The organism is Mesorhizobium terrae (assembly GCF_008727715.1).
Classification (GTDB): domain Bacteria; phylum Pseudomonadota; class Alphaproteobacteria; order Rhizobiales; family Rhizobiaceae; genus Mesorhizobium; species Mesorhizobium terrae.
In genome coordinates this window covers 3,767,362-3,783,645 of the sequence record NZ_CP044218.1, presented here as the reverse complement: position 1 = coordinate 3,783,645, position 16,284 = coordinate 3,767,362, and the positions used below count along the sequence as shown (strand labels likewise).

The 16,284-nt window shown below is 64.4% G+C and carries 16 protein-coding genes and 1 riboswitch; of the genes, 8 read left to right on the top strand and 8 right to left on the bottom strand.

Features of this window, described 5'->3' with window-relative positions:
• Position 1: 1 nt before the first annotated feature.
• Genes nuoE through FZF13_RS19465 form a run of 5 tightly spaced genes read right to left on the bottom strand, consistent with a single transcriptional unit; the run spans position 2 to position 3,872 of the window.
• Positions 2–1,123 (bottom strand): NADH-quinone oxidoreductase subunit NuoE, encoded by a 1,122-nt coding sequence (nuoE, locus tag FZF13_RS19485; protein ID WP_024924569.1) that lies wholly within the window; start codon positions 1,121–1,123, stop codon positions 2–4.
• Positions 1,124–2,314: an NADH-quinone oxidoreductase subunit D gene (locus tag FZF13_RS19480; RefSeq protein WP_024924568.1), complete on the bottom strand. Its 1,191-nt coding sequence runs from the start codon at positions 2,312–2,314 to the stop codon at positions 1,124–1,126.
• 8 nt (positions 2,315–2,322) lie between these two features.
• Positions 2,323–2,928 carry an NADH-quinone oxidoreductase subunit C gene (locus FZF13_RS19475; RefSeq protein WP_024924567.1) on the bottom strand — a complete coding sequence of 202 codons (606 nt, stop codon included), beginning with the start codon at positions 2,926–2,928 and terminating at the stop codon, positions 2,323–2,325.
• Between the two features lie 6 nt (positions 2,929–2,934).
• Positions 2,935–3,516, bottom strand: a complete 582-nt coding sequence (locus FZF13_RS19470) for a NuoB/complex I 20 kDa subunit family protein (RefSeq protein WP_024924566.1) — start codon at positions 3,514–3,516, stop codon at positions 2,935–2,937.
• A complete protein-coding gene (locus tag FZF13_RS19465; protein ID WP_024924565.1) occupies positions 3,507–3,872 on the bottom strand; it encodes an NADH-quinone oxidoreductase subunit A in 366 nt (121 codons plus the stop codon). The genes FZF13_RS19470 and FZF13_RS19465 overlap by 10 nt, the downstream gene beginning before the upstream one ends.
• A 331-nt stretch (positions 3,873–4,203) precedes the next feature.
• Between FZF13_RS19465 and FZF13_RS19460 the strand changes: the two genes are divergently transcribed.
• The 3 genes from FZF13_RS19460 to FZF13_RS19450 are packed head-to-tail and all read left to right on the top strand — an operon-like array spanning position 4,204 to position 6,431.
• Complete coding sequence (locus tag FZF13_RS19460; protein WP_024924564.1) at positions 4,204–5,418, top strand: winged helix-turn-helix domain-containing protein; 1,215 nt, start codon at positions 4,204–4,206, stop codon at positions 5,416–5,418.
• 15 nt (positions 5,419–5,433) lie between these two features.
• Positions 5,434–5,901, top strand: coding sequence for a GNAT family N-acetyltransferase (locus tag FZF13_RS19455; protein WP_024924563.1), 468 nt, complete (start codon positions 5,434–5,436; stop codon positions 5,899–5,901).
• 41 nt (positions 5,902–5,942) lie between these two features.
• Positions 5,943–6,431, top strand: coding sequence for an AAA family ATPase (locus FZF13_RS19450; RefSeq protein ID WP_024924562.1), 489 nt, complete (start codon positions 5,943–5,945; stop codon positions 6,429–6,431).
• Between the two features lie 56 nt (positions 6,432–6,487).
• On the opposite strand, the gene FZF13_RS19445 is transcribed toward FZF13_RS19450, so the two are convergent.
• The 3 genes from FZF13_RS19445 to FZF13_RS19435 all read right to left on the bottom strand — a co-directional run bounded on the left by FZF13_RS19445 (position 6,488) and on the right by FZF13_RS19435 (position 8,679).
• Positions 6,488–6,931: a hypothetical protein gene (locus FZF13_RS19445; protein WP_036255072.1), complete on the bottom strand. Its 444-nt coding sequence runs from the start codon at positions 6,929–6,931 to the stop codon at positions 6,488–6,490.
• Between the two features lie 2 nt (positions 6,932–6,933).
• On the bottom strand, positions 6,934–7,638 hold the full coding sequence (locus FZF13_RS19440; protein ID WP_024924561.1) for an SDR family oxidoreductase: 705 nt from the start codon (positions 7,636–7,638) through the stop codon (positions 6,934–6,936).
• 147 nt (positions 7,639–7,785) lie between these two features.
• A complete protein-coding gene (locus FZF13_RS19435; RefSeq protein WP_036255053.1) occupies positions 7,786–8,679 on the bottom strand; it encodes an NmrA family NAD(P)-binding protein in 894 nt (297 codons plus the stop codon).
• Positions 8,680–8,788: 109 nt separating this feature from the next.
• On the opposite strand from FZF13_RS19435, the gene FZF13_RS19430 reads away from it, so the two are divergent.
• From FZF13_RS19430 to cobG, 5 genes are all read left to right on the top strand, one after another.
• A complete protein-coding gene (locus FZF13_RS19430) occupies positions 8,789–9,703 on the top strand; it encodes a LysR family transcriptional regulator (RefSeq protein WP_024924559.1) in 915 nt (304 codons plus the stop codon).
• An 84-nt stretch (positions 9,704–9,787) separates the two neighbouring features.
• A riboswitch (cobalamin riboswitch) is annotated at positions 9,788–9,992 on the top strand.
• Between the two features lie 34 nt (positions 9,993–10,026).
• Complete coding sequence (locus tag FZF13_RS19425; protein WP_024924558.1) at positions 10,027–10,452, top strand: DUF1636 family protein; 426 nt, start codon at positions 10,027–10,029, stop codon at positions 10,450–10,452.
• Between the two features lie 2 nt (positions 10,453–10,454).
• Positions 10,455–11,492, top strand: a complete 1,038-nt coding sequence (cobW, locus tag FZF13_RS19420) for a cobalamin biosynthesis protein CobW (protein ID WP_024924557.1) — start codon at positions 10,455–10,457, stop codon at positions 11,490–11,492.
• 3 nt (positions 11,493–11,495) lie between these two features.
• Positions 11,496–14,933 (top strand): cobaltochelatase subunit CobN, encoded by a 3,438-nt coding sequence (cobN, locus tag FZF13_RS19415; protein ID WP_024924556.1) that lies wholly within the window; start codon positions 11,496–11,498, stop codon positions 14,931–14,933.
• Positions 14,930–16,273, top strand: coding sequence for a precorrin-3B synthase (gene cobG / locus FZF13_RS19410; protein WP_024924555.1), 1,344 nt, complete (start codon positions 14,930–14,932; stop codon positions 16,271–16,273). Before cobN ends, cobG begins: the two co-directional genes overlap by 4 nt.
• Positions 16,274–16,284: the final 11 nt, after the last annotated feature.

Sequence of the window (16,284 nt, the reverse complement as noted above, 5' to 3'; positions counted from 1 at the left end):
CTCAGACCGGTTTCTTGCCGAACACGCGGATGTATTCCTCGACCCCGCCCTTGGCGAGCGCCTTGGCCTGCTTCACCCAATCCTCGCGCTCGATGCGGCCGTGGAAGGCAAGATAGCCGTCGACCCATACGCGTTCGGCCTTCTTCCAGGACGCGACCTGGGCGTAGGTGAAGATACCCAATTCATGCAGCGTCGCCTCGATCTTCGGCCCGACGCCGGAGATGAGCTGGAGGTCGTCCACCGCAGTCGGCTTCTCGATGCCCTTCGGCCGATCCTTGTGATCGAGCGAGGGCTTGGCCGGCGCGGCTGCTTTTTTCGGTGCCGCAGCCGCAGCCTCGGTCTTCTTCGCGACGGGCTTTGCTTCGGCCTTCGCCTTGGCGGGAGCCTTCGGCACGGCTGCGACCTTCGCCGGCTCGGCCACCTTGGCTGGCTCGGCGGCAACGGCCGGTGCTTCCTTGGCGGCTTTCGCGGCCGCCTTGGCTTCCTTGTCGCGTGTCGTCTTGAGGATGGCCTTCTCGTCAGCCAGCGCGGAGAAGCCGCTGATCGGCGCCGAGAATATACGGCCGTTCTGCGGGCCGACCGGCACATCCGCGCCCTTGCCCGCTTCGAAGGCGTCGATGATCTCGGCCAGACGTTCCGGCGTCAGATCCTCATAGGTATCCTTGAAGATCATGACCATCGGCGCGTTGACGCAAGCGCCGAGGCATTCGACCTCTTCCCACGACAGCGTGCCGGTTTCATTGGTGTGGAACTGGTCGTGATGGATCTTGGAACGGCAGACGTCCATCAGCTCTTCCGAGCCGCGCAGCATGCAGGGCGTGGTGCCGCAAACTTGGATGTGGGCACGCGTGCCGACCGGCTTCAGCTGATACTGCGTGTAGAAGGTGGCGACTTCCAGCCCGCGAATGAAGGGCATGCCCAGCATCTCGCAGATCGATTCGATCGCGGCCTTGGTGACCCAGCCTTCCTGCTCCTGCGCAATCATCAGGAGCGGGATGATCGCCGACTGCTCGCGGCCCTTCGGATATTTGGCGATCCACTTCTTGGCCGACGCCGCATTCGCCCTGTTGAAGGCGAAGGAAGCTGGCTGGACGCTGGCATCTGCGAGACGACGGACTGACATTTAGCGATCGACCTCACCAAACACGATGTCGAGGGAGCCGAGGATGGCGGTGACATCGGCCAGCATGTGGCCGCGACACAGGAAATCCATGGCCTGCAGATGCGCGAAACCGGGCGCGCGCAGCTTGCAGCGGTAGGGTTTGTTGGTGCCGTCGGAGACCAGGTAGACGCCGAACTCGCCCTTGGGCGCTTCGACGGCCGCATAGACCTCGCCGGCCGGCACGCGATAACCTTCGGTGTAAAGCTTGAAGTGATGGATGAGCGCTTCCATCGAGCGCTTCATCTCGCCACGCTTCGGTGGCACCACCTTGCCGTCGACATTCGACACCGGACCGGTGCTTTCCTTGCCGAGCAGAAGGTCGATACACTGGCGCATGATCCTGGCCGACTGGCGCATCTCTTCCATGCGGATGAGGTAGCGGTCGTAGCAGTCGCCGTTCTTGCCGATCGGAATATCGAAGTCGAGCTCCGAATAGCACTCGTAGGGCTGCGACTTGCGCAGGTCCCACGCAGCGCCCGAGCCACGCACCATCACGCCGGAGAAACCCCAGGCCCAGGCATCGGCCAGCGACACCACGCCAATGTCGGCGTTGCGCTGCTTGAAGATGCGGTTGGGGGTGAGCAGCGCGTCAAGGTCGTCGATCGACTTCAGGAACGGGTCGATCCACTTGCCGATGTCTTCGATCAGCTTGGTCGGCAGGTCCTGATGCACGCCGCCCGGACGGAAATAGGCGGCATGCATGCGCGAGCCGGAGGCGCGTTCATAGAACACCATCAGCTTCTCGCGCTCGACGAAGCCCCACAGCGGCGGGGTGAGCGCGCCAACGTCCATGGCCTGCGTCGTCACATTGAGGATGTGCGACATGATGCGGCCGATTTCGGAAAACAGCACGCGGATCAGCTGGCCGCGCTTCGGCACTTCGATACCGAGCAGCTTCTCGGCGGCGAGCGCGAAGGCATGCTCCTGGTTCATCGGCGCGCAATAGTCGAGCCGGTCGAGATAGGGCACGGCCTGCAGATAGGTCTTCTGCTCGATCAGCTTCTCGGTGCCGCGATGAAGCAGGCCGATATGCGGATCGACGCGGTCGACCACTTCACCGTCCAGCTCCAGCACGAGGCGCAGAACGCCGTGCGCGGCCGGATGCTGCGGACCGAAGTTGATGTTGAAATTGCGGACGGAGGTCTCGGCCATGGGGCGCCTCAGTTCGTCTTGGCTTTTTCATCACCCGGCAGCACGTAGTCCGTGCCTTCCCAGGGAGACAAAAAGTCAAAATTGCGGAATTCCTGCTTGAGCTCGACCGGCTCGTAGATCACCCGCTTGGCTTCGTCGTCGTAGCGAACCTCGACGAAACCGGTGAGCGGAAAATCCTTGCGCAGCGGATGGCCCTCGAACCCGTAGTCGGTGAGGATGCGGCGCAGGTCCGGATGGCCGGAGAACAGAACGCCGTAGAGATCGTAGGTCTCGCGCTCGAACCAGTCGGCACCCGGCCACACGCCGGTGACCGACGGTACCATCGTCTCCTCGTCGGCAAGGACCTTCAGGCGCACGCGCAGGTTCTGCTTCGGCGAAAGCAGGTGATAGACAACGTCGAAGCGTTGTGCCCGCGACGGGTAATCGGCACCGGACACGTCGATGAACGAGATGAACTGGCACTTGGTGTCGTCGCGCAGGAAGGTCGCCGCCTTGACGACGTCGGCGGCGTTGACCGTCACGGTCAGCTCGCCATAGGCGATCACGCTGTCGGTCACCGTGGCGCCGAGCTTGTCCTTGATATGGGCGGCAAGGTCGTTGAGGGCTTCACTCATGATCGATCACCGCTCGATGGTGCCGGTGCGGCGGATCTTCTTCTGCAGAAGAAGCAGGCCGTAGAGCAGCGCCTCGGCGGTCGGCGGGCAGCCAGGCACATAGATGTCGACCGGCACCACGCGGTCGCAACCGCGCACCACCGAATAGGAATAGTGATAATAGCCGCCGCCATTGGCGCAGGAGCCCATCGAGATGACGTAGCGCGGCTCCGGCATCTGGTCGTAGACCTTGCGCAGCGCGGGCGCCATCTTGTTGGTCAGCGTGCCGGCGACGATCATCACGTCGGACTGGCGCGGAGACGCGCGCGGCGCGATGCCGAAACGCTCGCTGTCATAGCGCGGCATGGCGCTGTGGATCATCTCCACCGCGCAGCAGGCCAGGCCGAAGGTCATGTACATGAGCGAGCCGGTGCGCGCCCAGGTGATCAGCGCCTCGCTGGAGGTGACCAGGAAACCCTTGTCGGCGAGCTCATTGTTGATCTCGAGGAAAAAGGGATCGTTGGACCCGAGCGGCTTGCCCGTGTTCGGGTCGAGAATGCCCTTCGGCCGCGGCGCGACGAGCGTGCCGGAATTGTCGTTCAATCCCATTCCAGCGCTCCTTTCTTCCATTCATAAGCAAAGCCGATGGTCAGCACACCCAGGAAAACCATCATCGACCAGAAGCCGAGCATGCCGATCTGACCGAATGACACCGCCCAGGGGAACAGGAAGGCCACTTCCAGGTCAAAGATGATGAACAGGATCGACACCAGATAGAAGCGGATGTCGAACTTCATGCGGGCGTCGTCGAAGGAATTGAAACCGCATTCGTAAGCCGACAGCTTTTCCGGGTCGGGATTGCGGTAGGCGACAAGGAAAGGCGCCACGATAAGGGCAAGGCCGACGATCAGCGCCACACCGATGAAGAGGACGATGGGCAGATACGAACTGAGGAGTGCGTTCATGCTGCGACTTTCCGTTGGTGGCTTATCCACCTGATACAGCACAAGACCTTAGGGCGGAAGCGCGCGTGTTCAACGGCTAAACCGTTTTACGGGGCCCATGCTGCAATGCGGCGACGGTTAGCGCAGCGCTCCCGGCGAAGCAAGTCAAACCTTGTCCAAAATGCGGCTGTGGACGCTTGATCCGGGAAAACTGGTCCGATCGGCTCCTATTTGATTTCCTTCACTTTTTACTCCACTTTTCTCTCCTGACAGGATTGGCGCCGAAACCCTGCTAGCATGGGTGGAATCGCCGCCCTTGGCGGCCAGCTCGAACCGCCAGAATGCCGTCAGGATGAAAGACAAGATCTCGCTCAAGACCGCGCGTCGCATCGCCCTGGCGGCGCAGGGTTTCGCCGACCCGCGACCAAGTACCACGCCCGACCGCCGCCATCTCGGCCGCGTGCTTTCCCGCACCGGTCTGTTGCAGATTGATTCTGTCAGCGCGGTGGTGCGCGCCCACTACATGCCGCTCTATTCGCGCCTCGGCGCCTATCCGATGTCGCTGCTCGACGAAGCCATGGCGCCGGGCCGCAAGCGCGCGCTGTTCGAATATTGGGCGCACGAGGCCTCGCTCTTGCCGATCGAGACCTATCCCTTGATGCGCTGGCGCATGGAGCGAGCCGAACGCGGCGAGGAAATGTATACCGGCCTTGCCAAATGGGGCTGCCAGAACGCCAACCTCATCGACGAGATCTTTCGCGAGGTCGAAACGCGCGGACCGATCGCCGCCTCGGAAATCGAAGGCCACAAGGGCAATGGCGGCTGGTGGGGCTGGAGCGCGGCCAAGCATGCCTTCGAATGGCTGTTCTGGGCCGGCCGCATCACCACCCATTCGCGCCGCGGCTTCGAGCGCCTCTACGACCTGCCCGAGCGCGTGCTGCCACAGGCCGTGCGCGACCTGCCCGTCCCCTCGCCCGAGGACGCGCACCGCGAACTGTTGCGCATGTCTGCCCGCGCTCATGGCGTCGCCACCTATGCCTGCCTGCGCGATTATTTCCGCCTTGCCCCGGAGGACACAAAGGCGCGGCTGGAGGAACTGGTCGAGGACGGCGAACTGATCCCGGTGCGCGTCGAGGGTTGGGACAAACCGGCCTATCTGCACAAGGACGCCCGCCAGCCGCGCAAGGTGGAAGCGCGCGCGCTGCTCGCTCCGTTCGATCCGTTGGTGTTCGAGCGCAGCCGCGCCGAGAACCTGTTCGACTTCCGCTATCGCATCGAGATCTACACGCCGGCCGAAAAGCGGCAATACGGCTATTACGTGCTGCCTTTCCTCCATGAAGAGAAGATCGTCGGCCGCATCGACGTGAAGGCGGATCGGCCAGCCGGTGTGCTGCGCGTGCATGCCGCCTATGCCGAGCCGCACGCGCCGGCCAACACCGCCGAGGCACTGTTCGAGGAATTGAAGCAGATGCAGGGCTGGCTCGGCCTGGAACGCATCGAGGTCACGCCGGCCGGCGATCTCGGCCCTGCCCTGGCCGATGTGGCAGGAATGGCCAAAGCCGCCTGAGGAGAGAATACCCGAATGCCGCACGAACCCGCTTTGCAATTCCGGGCAGCGACGATGGACGATGTCGCGCTGGTTCGCGACATCGTGCGCGCGGCCTATTCGAAGTGGATTCCCGTGATCGGCCGCGAGCCAAGCCCGATGAAGGCTGACTACGATGAGGTGCTGCGGAAGCACCAATTCACCCTTCTCCATGAAGGTCCTAAGGTTGCCGGACTAATTGAGACGACGCTGGAAGACGATCATTTGTGGATCGAGAATGTCTGCGTGCTGCCCGCCCATCAGGGCAAAGGGTTCGGCAAGACGCTGCTTCGCTACGCCGAGGAGATGGCGGTTGAGGCCGGCCGCAAGGAAATCCAATTGCTGACCAATGCCGCCTTCGAGGCCAACATCGCCCTCTATGAGCGGCTCGGCTACATCATCACCGGACGCGAAGCCTATATGGAAGGCACGACGGTCTACATGAAGAAGCGGCTTGAAGCGTAGTGCCGACGTCAACCCACCCACCGATATCCTCGAGAAGAAATATGAAGCGCGTGTTGATCACCGGCATGTCCGGAACTGGAAAGTCAGCGACGATCGGAGAGCTTAGCGCGCGTGGCTATGCCGCCTGCGATCTCGACACGCCCGAATGGTCGCACTGGATCGACGCCGCCTCGGACGACACGCTGACACCCGGAGATGGCAAGGATTGGGTGTGGCAGCTGGACAAGGTCCGGGCCCTGCTTTCCGAACCGCGTGAAGGCATGCTCTTCATCAGCGGCTGCGCTGAGAACATGGGAGAGCTTTTCCCGCTGATCGACACCGTGATTCTGCTTTCGGCGCCGATCGATACGATCATGCAGCGCGTGTCGGCACGCATGTCGAGTGGCTACGGCGGTGTGGCGGAGGAGCGCCGCAAGATCGCCGAACTGATCGAGCTGATCGAGCCGCTGCTTCGGGAGTCCGCCGACCACGAAATCGATTCCAGCGGTCCTCTTCAAGCAACGGTCGACCGGATCCTACAAGTCGCATAGCGTTTCAGTTGCATTCTCGCCGGCGGATATCCCACCGCACCGCAAAATTTAGACGATCAGTCCGCCTCGGTTCGCATGTGGAGCCTGTCCAGTCCGGTCTTGATCATGGAACCGTAGCCGTTCTCCTCAAGAACACTGGCCCGCCTTAGGCCGGCTTTCGCATGAAACCTGGCTTGTTCAAGATTCCCGATTCGGCGATACGCATCCCCCACATTGAGATGGAGCGAAGGAAGAAAGCTCGCAAGCGCCGGCGCCAGCGGATCCGCGTCCCCCTCCGCCCTCCCTGTCGCCGCCTCAAGAGCGGCGATGTCCCAGGCAAGCTCCATGGCCACATCTTCTTCTGTATCGGCCAGAAAATGCGCGATGATACAGCGGCGATAAGGATCGGTCTCGAAGCCGTCGTTCCATAGCCGCTGAAGCTCCAACTTTCCCGCGCAACGATCGCCGCTTTGAAGAATCGCCACGGCTGCGGTGATCGCGTCGATGGAAAGTTCAGCCACCACTACACCGAGCGTGTCACGCCGCCGTCGACGCGGATGTTCTGGCCGGTGATATATGCCGCGGCATCCGAGGCCAGGAAGGCGATGGTAGCGGCGATTTCCTCGCTGGTGCCGTAGCGCTTCAAGGGCACGCTGTCGCGCCGCTCTTCGGTCGCCGGCAGGCTGTCGATCCAGCCCGGCAGCACATTGTTCATGCGGATGTTGTCGCCGGAATAGGCCTCGACGAAGATCTTGGTAAAGGAAGCAAGTCCGGCCCTGAAGACCGCCGACGTCGGAAACATCGGGCTCGGCTCGAATGTCCAGGCAGTCGAGATGTTGATGATGGTGCCGGCCTTTTGCCTCTGCATCACCGGCGCAACCAGCCGCGTCGGGCGGATGACGTTCATCAGATAGGTGTCGAGGCCCTTGTGCCAGTCATCGTCGCTGATCTCGAGGATCTGCGCGCGCGGGCCATGGCCGGCGCTGTTGACCAGCACGTCGATACGGCCCCAGGTCGAAACGGCGAGGTCGACCAGCCGCTTGAGATCGTCATTGGACTGGTTCGAGCCGGTGACGCCGACGCCGCCCAGTTCCTTGGCCAATGCCTCGCCCTTGCCGGAGGAGGACAGGATCGCGACCTTGTAGCCGTCCGCTGCCAGCTTGCGCGCCGCCGCCGCGCCCATGCCGCTGCCGCCGGCAGTCACCACCGCCACCTTCTGAACCGCCATTACCTTCTCCTCTCCGATGCGGCCGAGCCGGACGGCTCCGCCATGTTGCTATCCTCAGATAGCATCAGACGATAGCAGACGAACCCCGGCAAGAGGCAACTTCGGCAGGGCCAGAGGACGAACGTGGTGATGGAATAAACAGCCCGTTCAAGCCCGCATCGGCTCGCCAGGCTCGGCGGCAGCAAGCTCTTCGAAATACTGGCGCAACGTGCGTGGTTCGCGTCCGAGGATGGTACGCAGCGTCAGGCTGTTTCCCGCAGAACCAAAGGCCGAATAGGATTCGAACACGCGCGCGAGTTGCTGCAGCGCTTCCCCCTCAAAGGGCGGCCTGGCGACAGCTGCCCACTCCTCGAAACTGCGTTCCACCGCCTCGATCGAGCGTCCGAGCACGGCGCTCATCATCGCGGCGATCTCGACGCGGTTGTACATACCGTCTGCGGCGAGCTCGAAGGAGCCATAGGCAAGCCGGTCATCCGTCAGAGCCTCGGCAGCCACTTCGGCGACATCGCGATAGTCGACCCGCGCCAGCCGCGCAGTGTTCGAAAAGGGTTCGACGAACATACTGTCCCGGACAATGGCTCGCCACGCCGGCGCGATGTTCTGGAACAGTGTTGCGGGGTAAAGAATGGTGTAGTCGAGATTGGAGCGCAGCAGCGCCTCTTCGACGGGCAATTTGCTGGCGTGGTTGGCCAGTCCGTTGGCCGGATGAATGACCGAAGAAAACACGAACTTGCCCACCCCTGCCCGTTTCGCCGCATGCACCATGGCGATGCCGAGTGCCGGTTCGTCCGCTACGAAAGGTGGACCGACATAGTAGACGCCATGGACACCCCTGAGCGCAGCGTCGAGGCTTTCGGCATCGCGCAGGTCACCGTCCACGATTTCGGAAGCGCCATTGTTCCGCGCCGAATGTGCGGCAGCCTCGTTGCGCACCAACGCCCGCACGATGACGCCACGCCGGGCAAGCTCGGCAGCGACATAGCCGCCGCTGCGGCCGGAAGCGCCAACCACGAGCACGGTTTTCCTGTTCACATCGGACATCCCGTTTTCCTTCCATATTGGATCCGCATGTCCTGAAACATCGGTCTCTCGCCCTTCGGTTGGTAGAGGGCCAATTCGTGATACCGTCTCTCGAAAATCGGAGAACGGTATGGATCGGTTTGGTGATGTCGAAGCGTTCCTGGCAATCGTGGAACGCGGAAATCTTTCAGCCGCTGCCCGGCATCTCGGCCGCTCGTTGCAGGCGGTCAGCCGTTCGCTGGCAGCTCTTGAAAAAAGCGTTGGCGTTGAGCTCGTGCGCCGCACCACGCACAAGGCGCAGCCCACGGAAGCCGGATATGATTTCTACCGCCGCGTGAAACCGGCACTTTCGGAGATTGCCGAGGCCAGGGCCGAGGCAGGCAATCGCAGCGCCGAACCTTCCGGGCTGCTCAAGATCGGCGGGCCGGAATTGTTCGGGCCAAGCTATCTCATCCCCATCGTCGCGCGCTTCATGGAAATGCACCCCAAGGTGGAGGTCGAACTCAGCCTCTCGAACCGCTTCGTCGATCTTGCCCAGGAAGGGCTCGACCTTGCCATCCGCATTGGCGAGCTGCCGGATTCGGACTTGAAGGCGCTCCGGCTCGGTGTCATGCGCCGTGTGGTCTTCGGCGCTCCGTCCTATTTCGACAAATATGGCAGGCCACGGCATCCGCGTGAATTGGCGGAACATCAATGCGTTTTCCGCAACACCGACCGTGACGCTGGTGCATGGCAATTTCAGGATGGCGGCAGACCGATGACCGTCAAGGTGAGCGGACGGCTGCATCTCGACAACGCCGCGGCGAGCCATTCCGCCGTCGCTGTCGGTCTTGGCATCGGCCGCGTACCGCTTTGGCAAGTGCAGGATCTCGTCGACAGCGGCGCAATCGAGGTGATCCTCGAAGCGTTTGAACAACCGGCGGTCCCGGTTCATGTCATCTGGCCGGCCGCTCGCCTGCCGCTCGCCAAAACGCGGCTTTTCATCGACTTCCTGGCCGCCAATCTACACATCGAACGGCGCAATCGCGAATGCGTCGTGGTTTGATCGCCAGATCGGCGCCGGACTGGCATGGCCACGCATGCGACGTCATCCGCCGTAACCATGCGTTGACAGCACGGCCCGCCCAAGCCTAAATCCGGCAAAGACGGTCTCCTCTCTTCACCGGGAGGAGCGAAGAGGGAATGCGGTGCGAGGTTCAAAAACCTCAACTCCGCGGCTGTCCCCGCAACTGTGAGCGACGAGCCAAGGCCGATAGCCACTGGGATTTCCCGGGAAGGCGGCACCGAGGCGACGACCCGCGAGCCAGGAGACCTGCCGTCCGACCAAAACCCCAACGCCTGGCGGGTGTCCCGGGCAAGGAGTCCGATTTGGATCGCAACGGCAGTTTTTCGGCTGAGACGGCGGGTGTTGCGGCAGACGCCGACACCGCGCCCGTCACCATCATCGTCTGTTCCTCGTGCCGCGACGAGACCGGCTCGGACGCGCGTCCACGTGCCGGCGCGCTGCTGGCCGAGGCTACCCGCACCGCCGCCGAGGATAACCGGAACATCGAAGTCCGCACCGTCGAATGTCTCGGCAACTGCAAGCGCCGGCTCTCCGCCGCCTTGTTGCGCGACGGCTGCTGGAGCTATGTCTTCGGCGACCTGACCGCCGAAAGCGGCCCCGACCTCGTCGCCGGCGCAGAACTTTTCGTCACCTCCGAGGACGGCCTCATCCCATGGCGCGGCCGCCCTGATTCGCTGAAGCGCGGCCTGATCGCGCGCATCCCTCCCCTTACCATGCTGAAGGACTAGACATGACCGCTTCCGTTTCCCGCGTGCCCTGCACCGTCGTCACCGGCTTCCTCGGCGCCGGCAAGACGACGCTGATCCGCCATATCCTCGAAAACGCCAAGGGCAAGCGGCTGGCGCTGATCGTCAACGAGTTCGGCGACGTCGGCGTTGACGGCGAAATCCTCAAGGGCTGCGGCATCGACACCTGCCCGGAGGAAAACATCGTCGAGCTCGCCAATGGCTGCATCTGCTGCACCGTAGCCGACGATTTCGTGCCGGCGCTCGACCAGATCCTGTCGCGCACGCCGAAGGTCGACCATATCCTGATCGAGACCTCGGGTCTCGCTCTGCCGAAGCCGCTCGTGCAGGCCTTCCAGTGGCCGACCGTGAAGAACCGCGTCACCGTCGACGGCGTTATCGCCGTGGTCGACGGCCCGGCACTGGCCGAAGGCCGTGTCGCCGCCGACATGGACGCGCTCGCCGCCCAGCGCGTGGCGGACGATTCGCTCGACCATGACGATCCGGTCGAAGAGGTGTTCGAGGATCAGGTCGCCTGCGCGGACCTGATCATCCTTTCCAAGAGCGACCTGATGGACGCCGCTGGCACGGCAAAAGCCAATGCCGTGCTGGACGAGCACGTCGCACGCGCCGTCAAGGTGGTGCCGACCGCCCAGGGCAAGGTCGATCCTTCCGTGCTGCTCGGTCTCGGCCTGGCGGTCGAGGACGACATCGAGAACCGCAAGAGCCATCACGACGGCATGGGCGACCACGAGCATGACGACTTCGATAGCTTCGTCGTCGAGATACCCTCGATCGCCAATCCGGACGAACTGGCCCGCCGCGTCGCCGACGCCGCAGAGAAGGAAAACGTGCTGCGTGTGAAGGGCTTCGTCGAAGTCGACGCCAAGCCGATGCGGCTCCTGCTGCAGGCGGTCGGCCCGCGCGTGAACCACTATTACGACCGCGCATGGACCGCTAGCGACGACCGCCGCTCGCGGCTGGTGGTGATCGGTCTGAAGGGCCTCGACCGCCCGGCCATCGAACGTATTCTGGTGGGGTAAGACTTGCACATCCTGACCACCACCTCCGCCTCGCTCGACGACATCGCCGAGCCAGTCGACCTGCGCCAGCAGCCGGCGGAGATGGTGGCGCTGTCGTTCACCGACAGCGATCTGGCCGGACTGGCATCGGCCTGGCAGGCGGATGCCGGCAACCTGCCTTCGATGCGGCTGGCGGCGTTGCGGGATCTGCGCCACCCGATGTCGGTCGATCTGTGGATCGACAGCGTGGCCCAACACGCCAAGGTGATCCTGGTGCGCATCCTCGGCGGTCACGACTGGTGGCGCTACGGCTGCGACCAGCTCGCCGCGGTGGCGGGTGCCAAGGGCATCAAGCTGGCGCTGCTGCCCGGCGAATCGCACGATGAAGACCTGCGGCTCACCGAGGCCTCCACCTTGCCCGCGGATGAGCTGGCGGCGCTGCTTTCCTATTTCCGCCAGGGCGGCGCAGCCAACATGACGGCGCTCGTGCGACGCCTGGCCGGGCTTTGCGGCCGGAACGTCGTCGCAACCCAGCCGGTCGAAGTGCCGAAGGCTGGTTTTTATCAACCGGGCATTGGTGTGGCGGATGGATTGGCTTCCTTCTTCCCGTTCACGGGGAGAATATCCCAGCAGGGGGGTCTGAAGGACGGGCAGGAGCCGCCCCTCATCCGCCCCTTCGGGGCACCTTCTCCCCGTGAACGGGGAGAAGGAAACAACCCCGTTGTCCCGATCCTGTTCTACCGCTCGATGCTGCTGGCGGCCGACGCCGCGCCTATCGATGCTTTGGCTGAAGCGTTGCAGGCACGCGGCATCGCCGCGGTGCCGATCTTCGTTTCCAGCTTGAAGGACAAGACCTCGCTCGATTTTGTCGAGACCGCGTTCGGCGAGCTAAAGCCGGCGGCGATCGTCACCGCCACCGCCTTTGCTTCCGGCGCGGAACCCGGCACCGAGACGCTGTTCGACCGTGCCGGCGTGCCGGTGTTCCAGATCATCGTCGCCACCACGCGCCGTGACGCCTGGGAAACCAATCAGCGCGGGCTAGCGCCCGCCGACCTTGCCATGCATGTCGTGCTGCCGGAGCTGGATGGCCGCATCCTCGCCGGCGCCGTCTCCTTCAAGGCCGAGGTCGAGGCGAATGCCGCTCTTGCCTTCCGCGCCTTCGCCAACCGGCCGGAACCCGATCGTGTCGAAAGCGTCGCCAACCGCATCGCCGCCCATATCCGGCTGCAAAAGACACCGGCGAGCGAACGCCGCCTTGCCATCCTGATCCCGGACTATCCGAGCGCACCGGGGCGCACCGGCTATGCCGTCGGTCTGGATGTGCCTTCCTCCGTGCTTGCCATGCTGCACGACCTTAAGGAGGCCGGTTACGCGGTTGAGAAGATTCCGCAATCGCCGCGCGTGCTGCTCGATCTTCTCGAACGGAACTGCGAAGGGCTTTCGCTGGAAGACTACGCAATACTGTCCGAACATCTGCCGGACGAGGCACGCCGGATAGTGGTCGAAGCCTGGGGCGAGCCGGCGGCATCGTCCCGCTTCCCCTTCCGTGCGGCCACCTTCGGCAACGTCACCGTGGCGCTGGCGCCGGATCGTGGCCGCTCGGCGGACCGGCGCGCCGACTATCATGACCCGACGCTGCCGCCGCGCCACGAACTGGTCGCTTTCGGCCTGTGGCTGCAGCAATCGCTCGGCGTGCAGGCGATCGTCCATGTCGGCGCCCATGGAACGCTGGAATGGCTGCCCGGCAAGACGGTGGCGCTTGGGCAGAATTGCTTCCCCGAGATCGTCACTGGCGCGCTGCCGGTCATCTATCCTTTCATCGTCTCCAATCCGGGCGAGGCCGCACAGGCCAAGCGCCGCATCGCCGCCGTCACCCTCGGCCATCTGCCGCCGCCGTTGACCGGCGCGGGCCTGGACGAAAGCCAGCAGGAACTGGAGCGGCTGGTCGACGAATATGCGCAGGCCGATGGGCTCGACCGCCGCCGTCGCGACCGGCTGGCGAAGCTGATCGTGGAGACTGCCTCCAAGACCGGCCTTGCCTCGGAAGCCGGCGTCGCCAGGACCGACGCGCCAGATGAAGCGCTGCGTCGCATCGACGCCTGGCTGTGCGACGTCAAGGATTTCGCGGTCAAGGACGGCTTGCATATCTATGGCCGCGCGCCGGATGGCGAGGCCAACGCACTGCGCCTGCAAAGCGCGATCAATGAAAAAGCCACCCTGCTGGCCGCGCTCGACGGCCGCCACATCACCGCAGGGCCGGCGGGCGCGCCGGCGCGTGGCCGCACCGACGTGCTGCCCACCGGGCGCAACCTGTTCACCGCAGATCCGCGCACCATGCCGACGCCGACCGCCTTTGATCTCGGCAAGGCCGCTGCCGACGAGATCGTGGTCAGTTTCATGCAAAGCCATGGTGACTGGCCGCGCGCTCTGGTCATCGATCTCTGGGGTTCCGCCTCGCTGCGCACCGGCGGTGAGGAGATTGCCCAGGGCCTGGCGCTGATGGGCTGCCGCCCGCAATGGGATGCCGCCACCGGCCGTATCACCGGCATCGAAGTACTGCCGCCGGCGGCACTTGGGCGGCCGCGTGTCGACGTCACCTGGCGCATATCAGGCCTGTTCCGCGACATGTTCCCAACCCAGATCGCGCTCATCGACGCCGCCGCGCGCGCCGTTGCCCAGCGAGACGAGGACGACACCGAAAATCCGCTCGCCGCCGCCACGCGTGCCGCAGGGCGGGTCGAGCCACGCATCTTCGGTTCTTCGCCCGGCACCTACGGCGCCGGCCTGGAAGCCATGCTGGCCAGCGGCGAATGGCAAAGCCGCGAAGAGCTTGGCCGCGCCTATCTCGATGCAGCCTCGCACGCCTATGGCGGCGCCGAAGGCGAAGGGGCAGCTGCGCCCGGTGCCTTTGCCGGCCGTATCGCGGAGGCTGATCTTCTCGTGCATACCGGCGACGATCCCGGCCGCGACATCCTCGAGGGTTCCGCCGACGTCGCCTTCATTGGCGGCTTCGCGGCGGCTGTCGCAGCGCTTGGCGGCAAGGCCGACGTTATCGTACTCGACACCACTGACCCGGCGAAGCCGAAGCCGCGTTCGGTGTCAGAAGCGGTGACGCGTGTGGTGCGGGCACGCGCCGTCAACCGGCGCTTCATCGAGGGACAGATGCGGCACGGCCCGCGCGGCGCCTCGGAATTCGCCGAGACGGTCGACAGGCTCGTCGGCTTCGCCGAAACCACCCAAGCCATTGCAGGCAATCTGATCGGCGCCGTGCACGATGCCTATCTGGGCGACGAGACTGTGCGCGCCTTCCTGTTGCGCGAGAACCCGGCAGCCGCGAAATTCATCGCCGAACGCCTCGCCTCGGCAAGACGGCGCGGACTGTGGCACCCGCTGCGCAATTCGGTCGACGACGACCTCGCGGCATTGATCGCCGAGGCTGGCCGCAGCGAGGCAGCCGAATGAATGCCGCCCGACGCCGGGGCGCCTGCCCCGCCCTGACGGCGCCGATGCAGACCGGCGACGGGCTTTTGGTGCGGCTCAACCCCGTTGCTGGAGGACTCGCTTCCAAAGCCCTGATCGGACTCTGCGAATCGGCCTCACGCCACGGCAACGGCATCATGGAGGTGACGGCGCGCGGCTCGATCCAGATTCGTGGGTTGACGGCGACAAGCGCGGCGGTGCTGGCCGCGGAAGTGAATGCGCTGGGCATCGCCGTGCGCACCGGCGTACCGGTCGAGACCGGGCCTCTGGCCGGCCTGGACTTGAGCGAAACAGCCGACCCGCGCGCCTTGGCCGAGGCGATCCGCGCCGCGATCTACGAGGCCGGCCTTGCCGGCAAGCTCGGGCCAAAAGTGTCCGTTGTCGTGGATGGTGGCGGGTTGATCAGCCTTGACGCGATTCTAGCCGATGTGCGGCTGGTCGCGGTTCGTCGCGATGGTAGCGTAAGCTGGCATCTCTCGATTGGCGGCACGGCGACCACAGCGCGACCGCTGGGCCTGTTCGACGAAGCGCGAGCCAGCGACCTGACCATGGCGATTCTTAAGGCAATCGCCACACTGGGCCGCGAAGGTCGAGCGCGGGACCTGGATACGGAACAGCTCACGGAGCGGAGTGCCGTCGCGCCCGAAGGTGTCATTGAATCACCTTCTGAAAAGCCCCTCTCAAGCGATTCATTTCCCATTGGAATTTTCCCGCTCACCAATTCGGCCGAAGTTCTCGGCATCGCCCTGCCCTTCGGTTCGATGCCGGCCCAGGCAATCGCAAGGCTCGCAGCCGAGGCAGTCGCGCGCGGTGCCAGCGAGATCCGCCCGTCGCCACAGCGCACATTGTTGTTCCTTGGCCTGACAAGGCAAGCCGGTGCCGAACTGCGACAGGCCGCAGGCGCGCTCGGCTTCGTCACCGAAGCGAGCGACCCGCGCACCCATATCGCGGCCTGCCCCGGCACGCCGGCCTGCGCGTCCGGTCATCTGTCGACGCGGGGGATCGCGGAAACAATCGCCGCCGACCATACCGGTTTTCTCGACGGCTCGTTCACCCTGCATATTTCGGGCTGCGCCAAGGGCTGCGCGCACCCGGCAGCAGCGGCGCTGACGCTGGTGGGCGACGAAAACAAAGCCGGACTTGTCGTTGACGGGACGGCGAAGGCCCTTCCGCCCCGATACAGCCCACGATATGAAGCCGCGCGCGGCCTCGGTCGCGTTGCCGCGCTGGCCGGCGGCGCAAGGCGCGACAACGAAACGGTTGCCGCCTGCCTTGCCCGGCTGGGCGAGACGGCGATCACGCAAGCCTTCGCACGGGAATGAGCACGGATGAG

Bases quoted from the DNA above. Each gene is read 5' to 3' on its own strand.
- nuoE (WP_024924569.1), bottom strand. From the start codon at position 1,123: ATGTCAGTCCGTCGTCTCGCAGATGCCAGCGTCCAGCCAGCTTCCTTC.
- FZF13_RS19480 (WP_024924568.1), bottom strand. From the start codon at position 2,314: ATGGCCGAGACCTCCGTCCGCAATTTCAACATCAACTTCGGTCCGCAG.
- FZF13_RS19475 (WP_024924567.1), bottom strand. From the start codon at position 2,928: ATGAGTGAAGCCCTCAACGACCTTGCCGCCCATATCAAGGACAAGCTC.
- FZF13_RS19470 (WP_024924566.1), bottom strand. From the start codon at position 3,516: ATGGGATTGAACGACAATTCCGGCACGCTCGTCGCGCCGCGGCCGAAG.
- FZF13_RS19465 (WP_024924565.1), bottom strand. From the start codon at position 3,872: ATGAACGCACTCCTCAGTTCGTATCTGCCCATCGTCCTCTTCATCGGT.
- FZF13_RS19460 (WP_024924564.1), top strand. From the start codon at position 4,204: ATGAAAGACAAGATCTCGCTCAAGACCGCGCGTCGCATCGCCCTGGCG.
- FZF13_RS19455 (WP_024924563.1), top strand. From the start codon at position 5,434: ATGCCGCACGAACCCGCTTTGCAATTCCGGGCAGCGACGATGGACGAT.
- FZF13_RS19450 (WP_024924562.1), top strand. From the start codon at position 5,943: ATGAAGCGCGTGTTGATCACCGGCATGTCCGGAACTGGAAAGTCAGCG.
- FZF13_RS19440 (WP_024924561.1), bottom strand. From the start codon at position 7,638: ATGGCGGTTCAGAAGGTGGCGGTGGTGACTGCCGGCGGCAGCGGCATG.
- FZF13_RS19435 (WP_036255053.1), bottom strand. From the start codon at position 8,679: ATGTCCGATGTGAACAGGAAAACCGTGCTCGTGGTTGGCGCTTCCGGC.
- FZF13_RS19430 (WP_024924559.1), top strand. From the start codon at position 8,789: ATGGATCGGTTTGGTGATGTCGAAGCGTTCCTGGCAATCGTGGAACGC.
- cobW (WP_024924557.1), top strand. From the start codon at position 10,455: ATGACCGCTTCCGTTTCCCGCGTGCCCTGCACCGTCGTCACCGGCTTC.
- cobG (WP_024924555.1), top strand. From the start codon at position 14,930: ATGAATGCCGCCCGACGCCGGGGCGCCTGCCCCGCCCTGACGGCGCCG.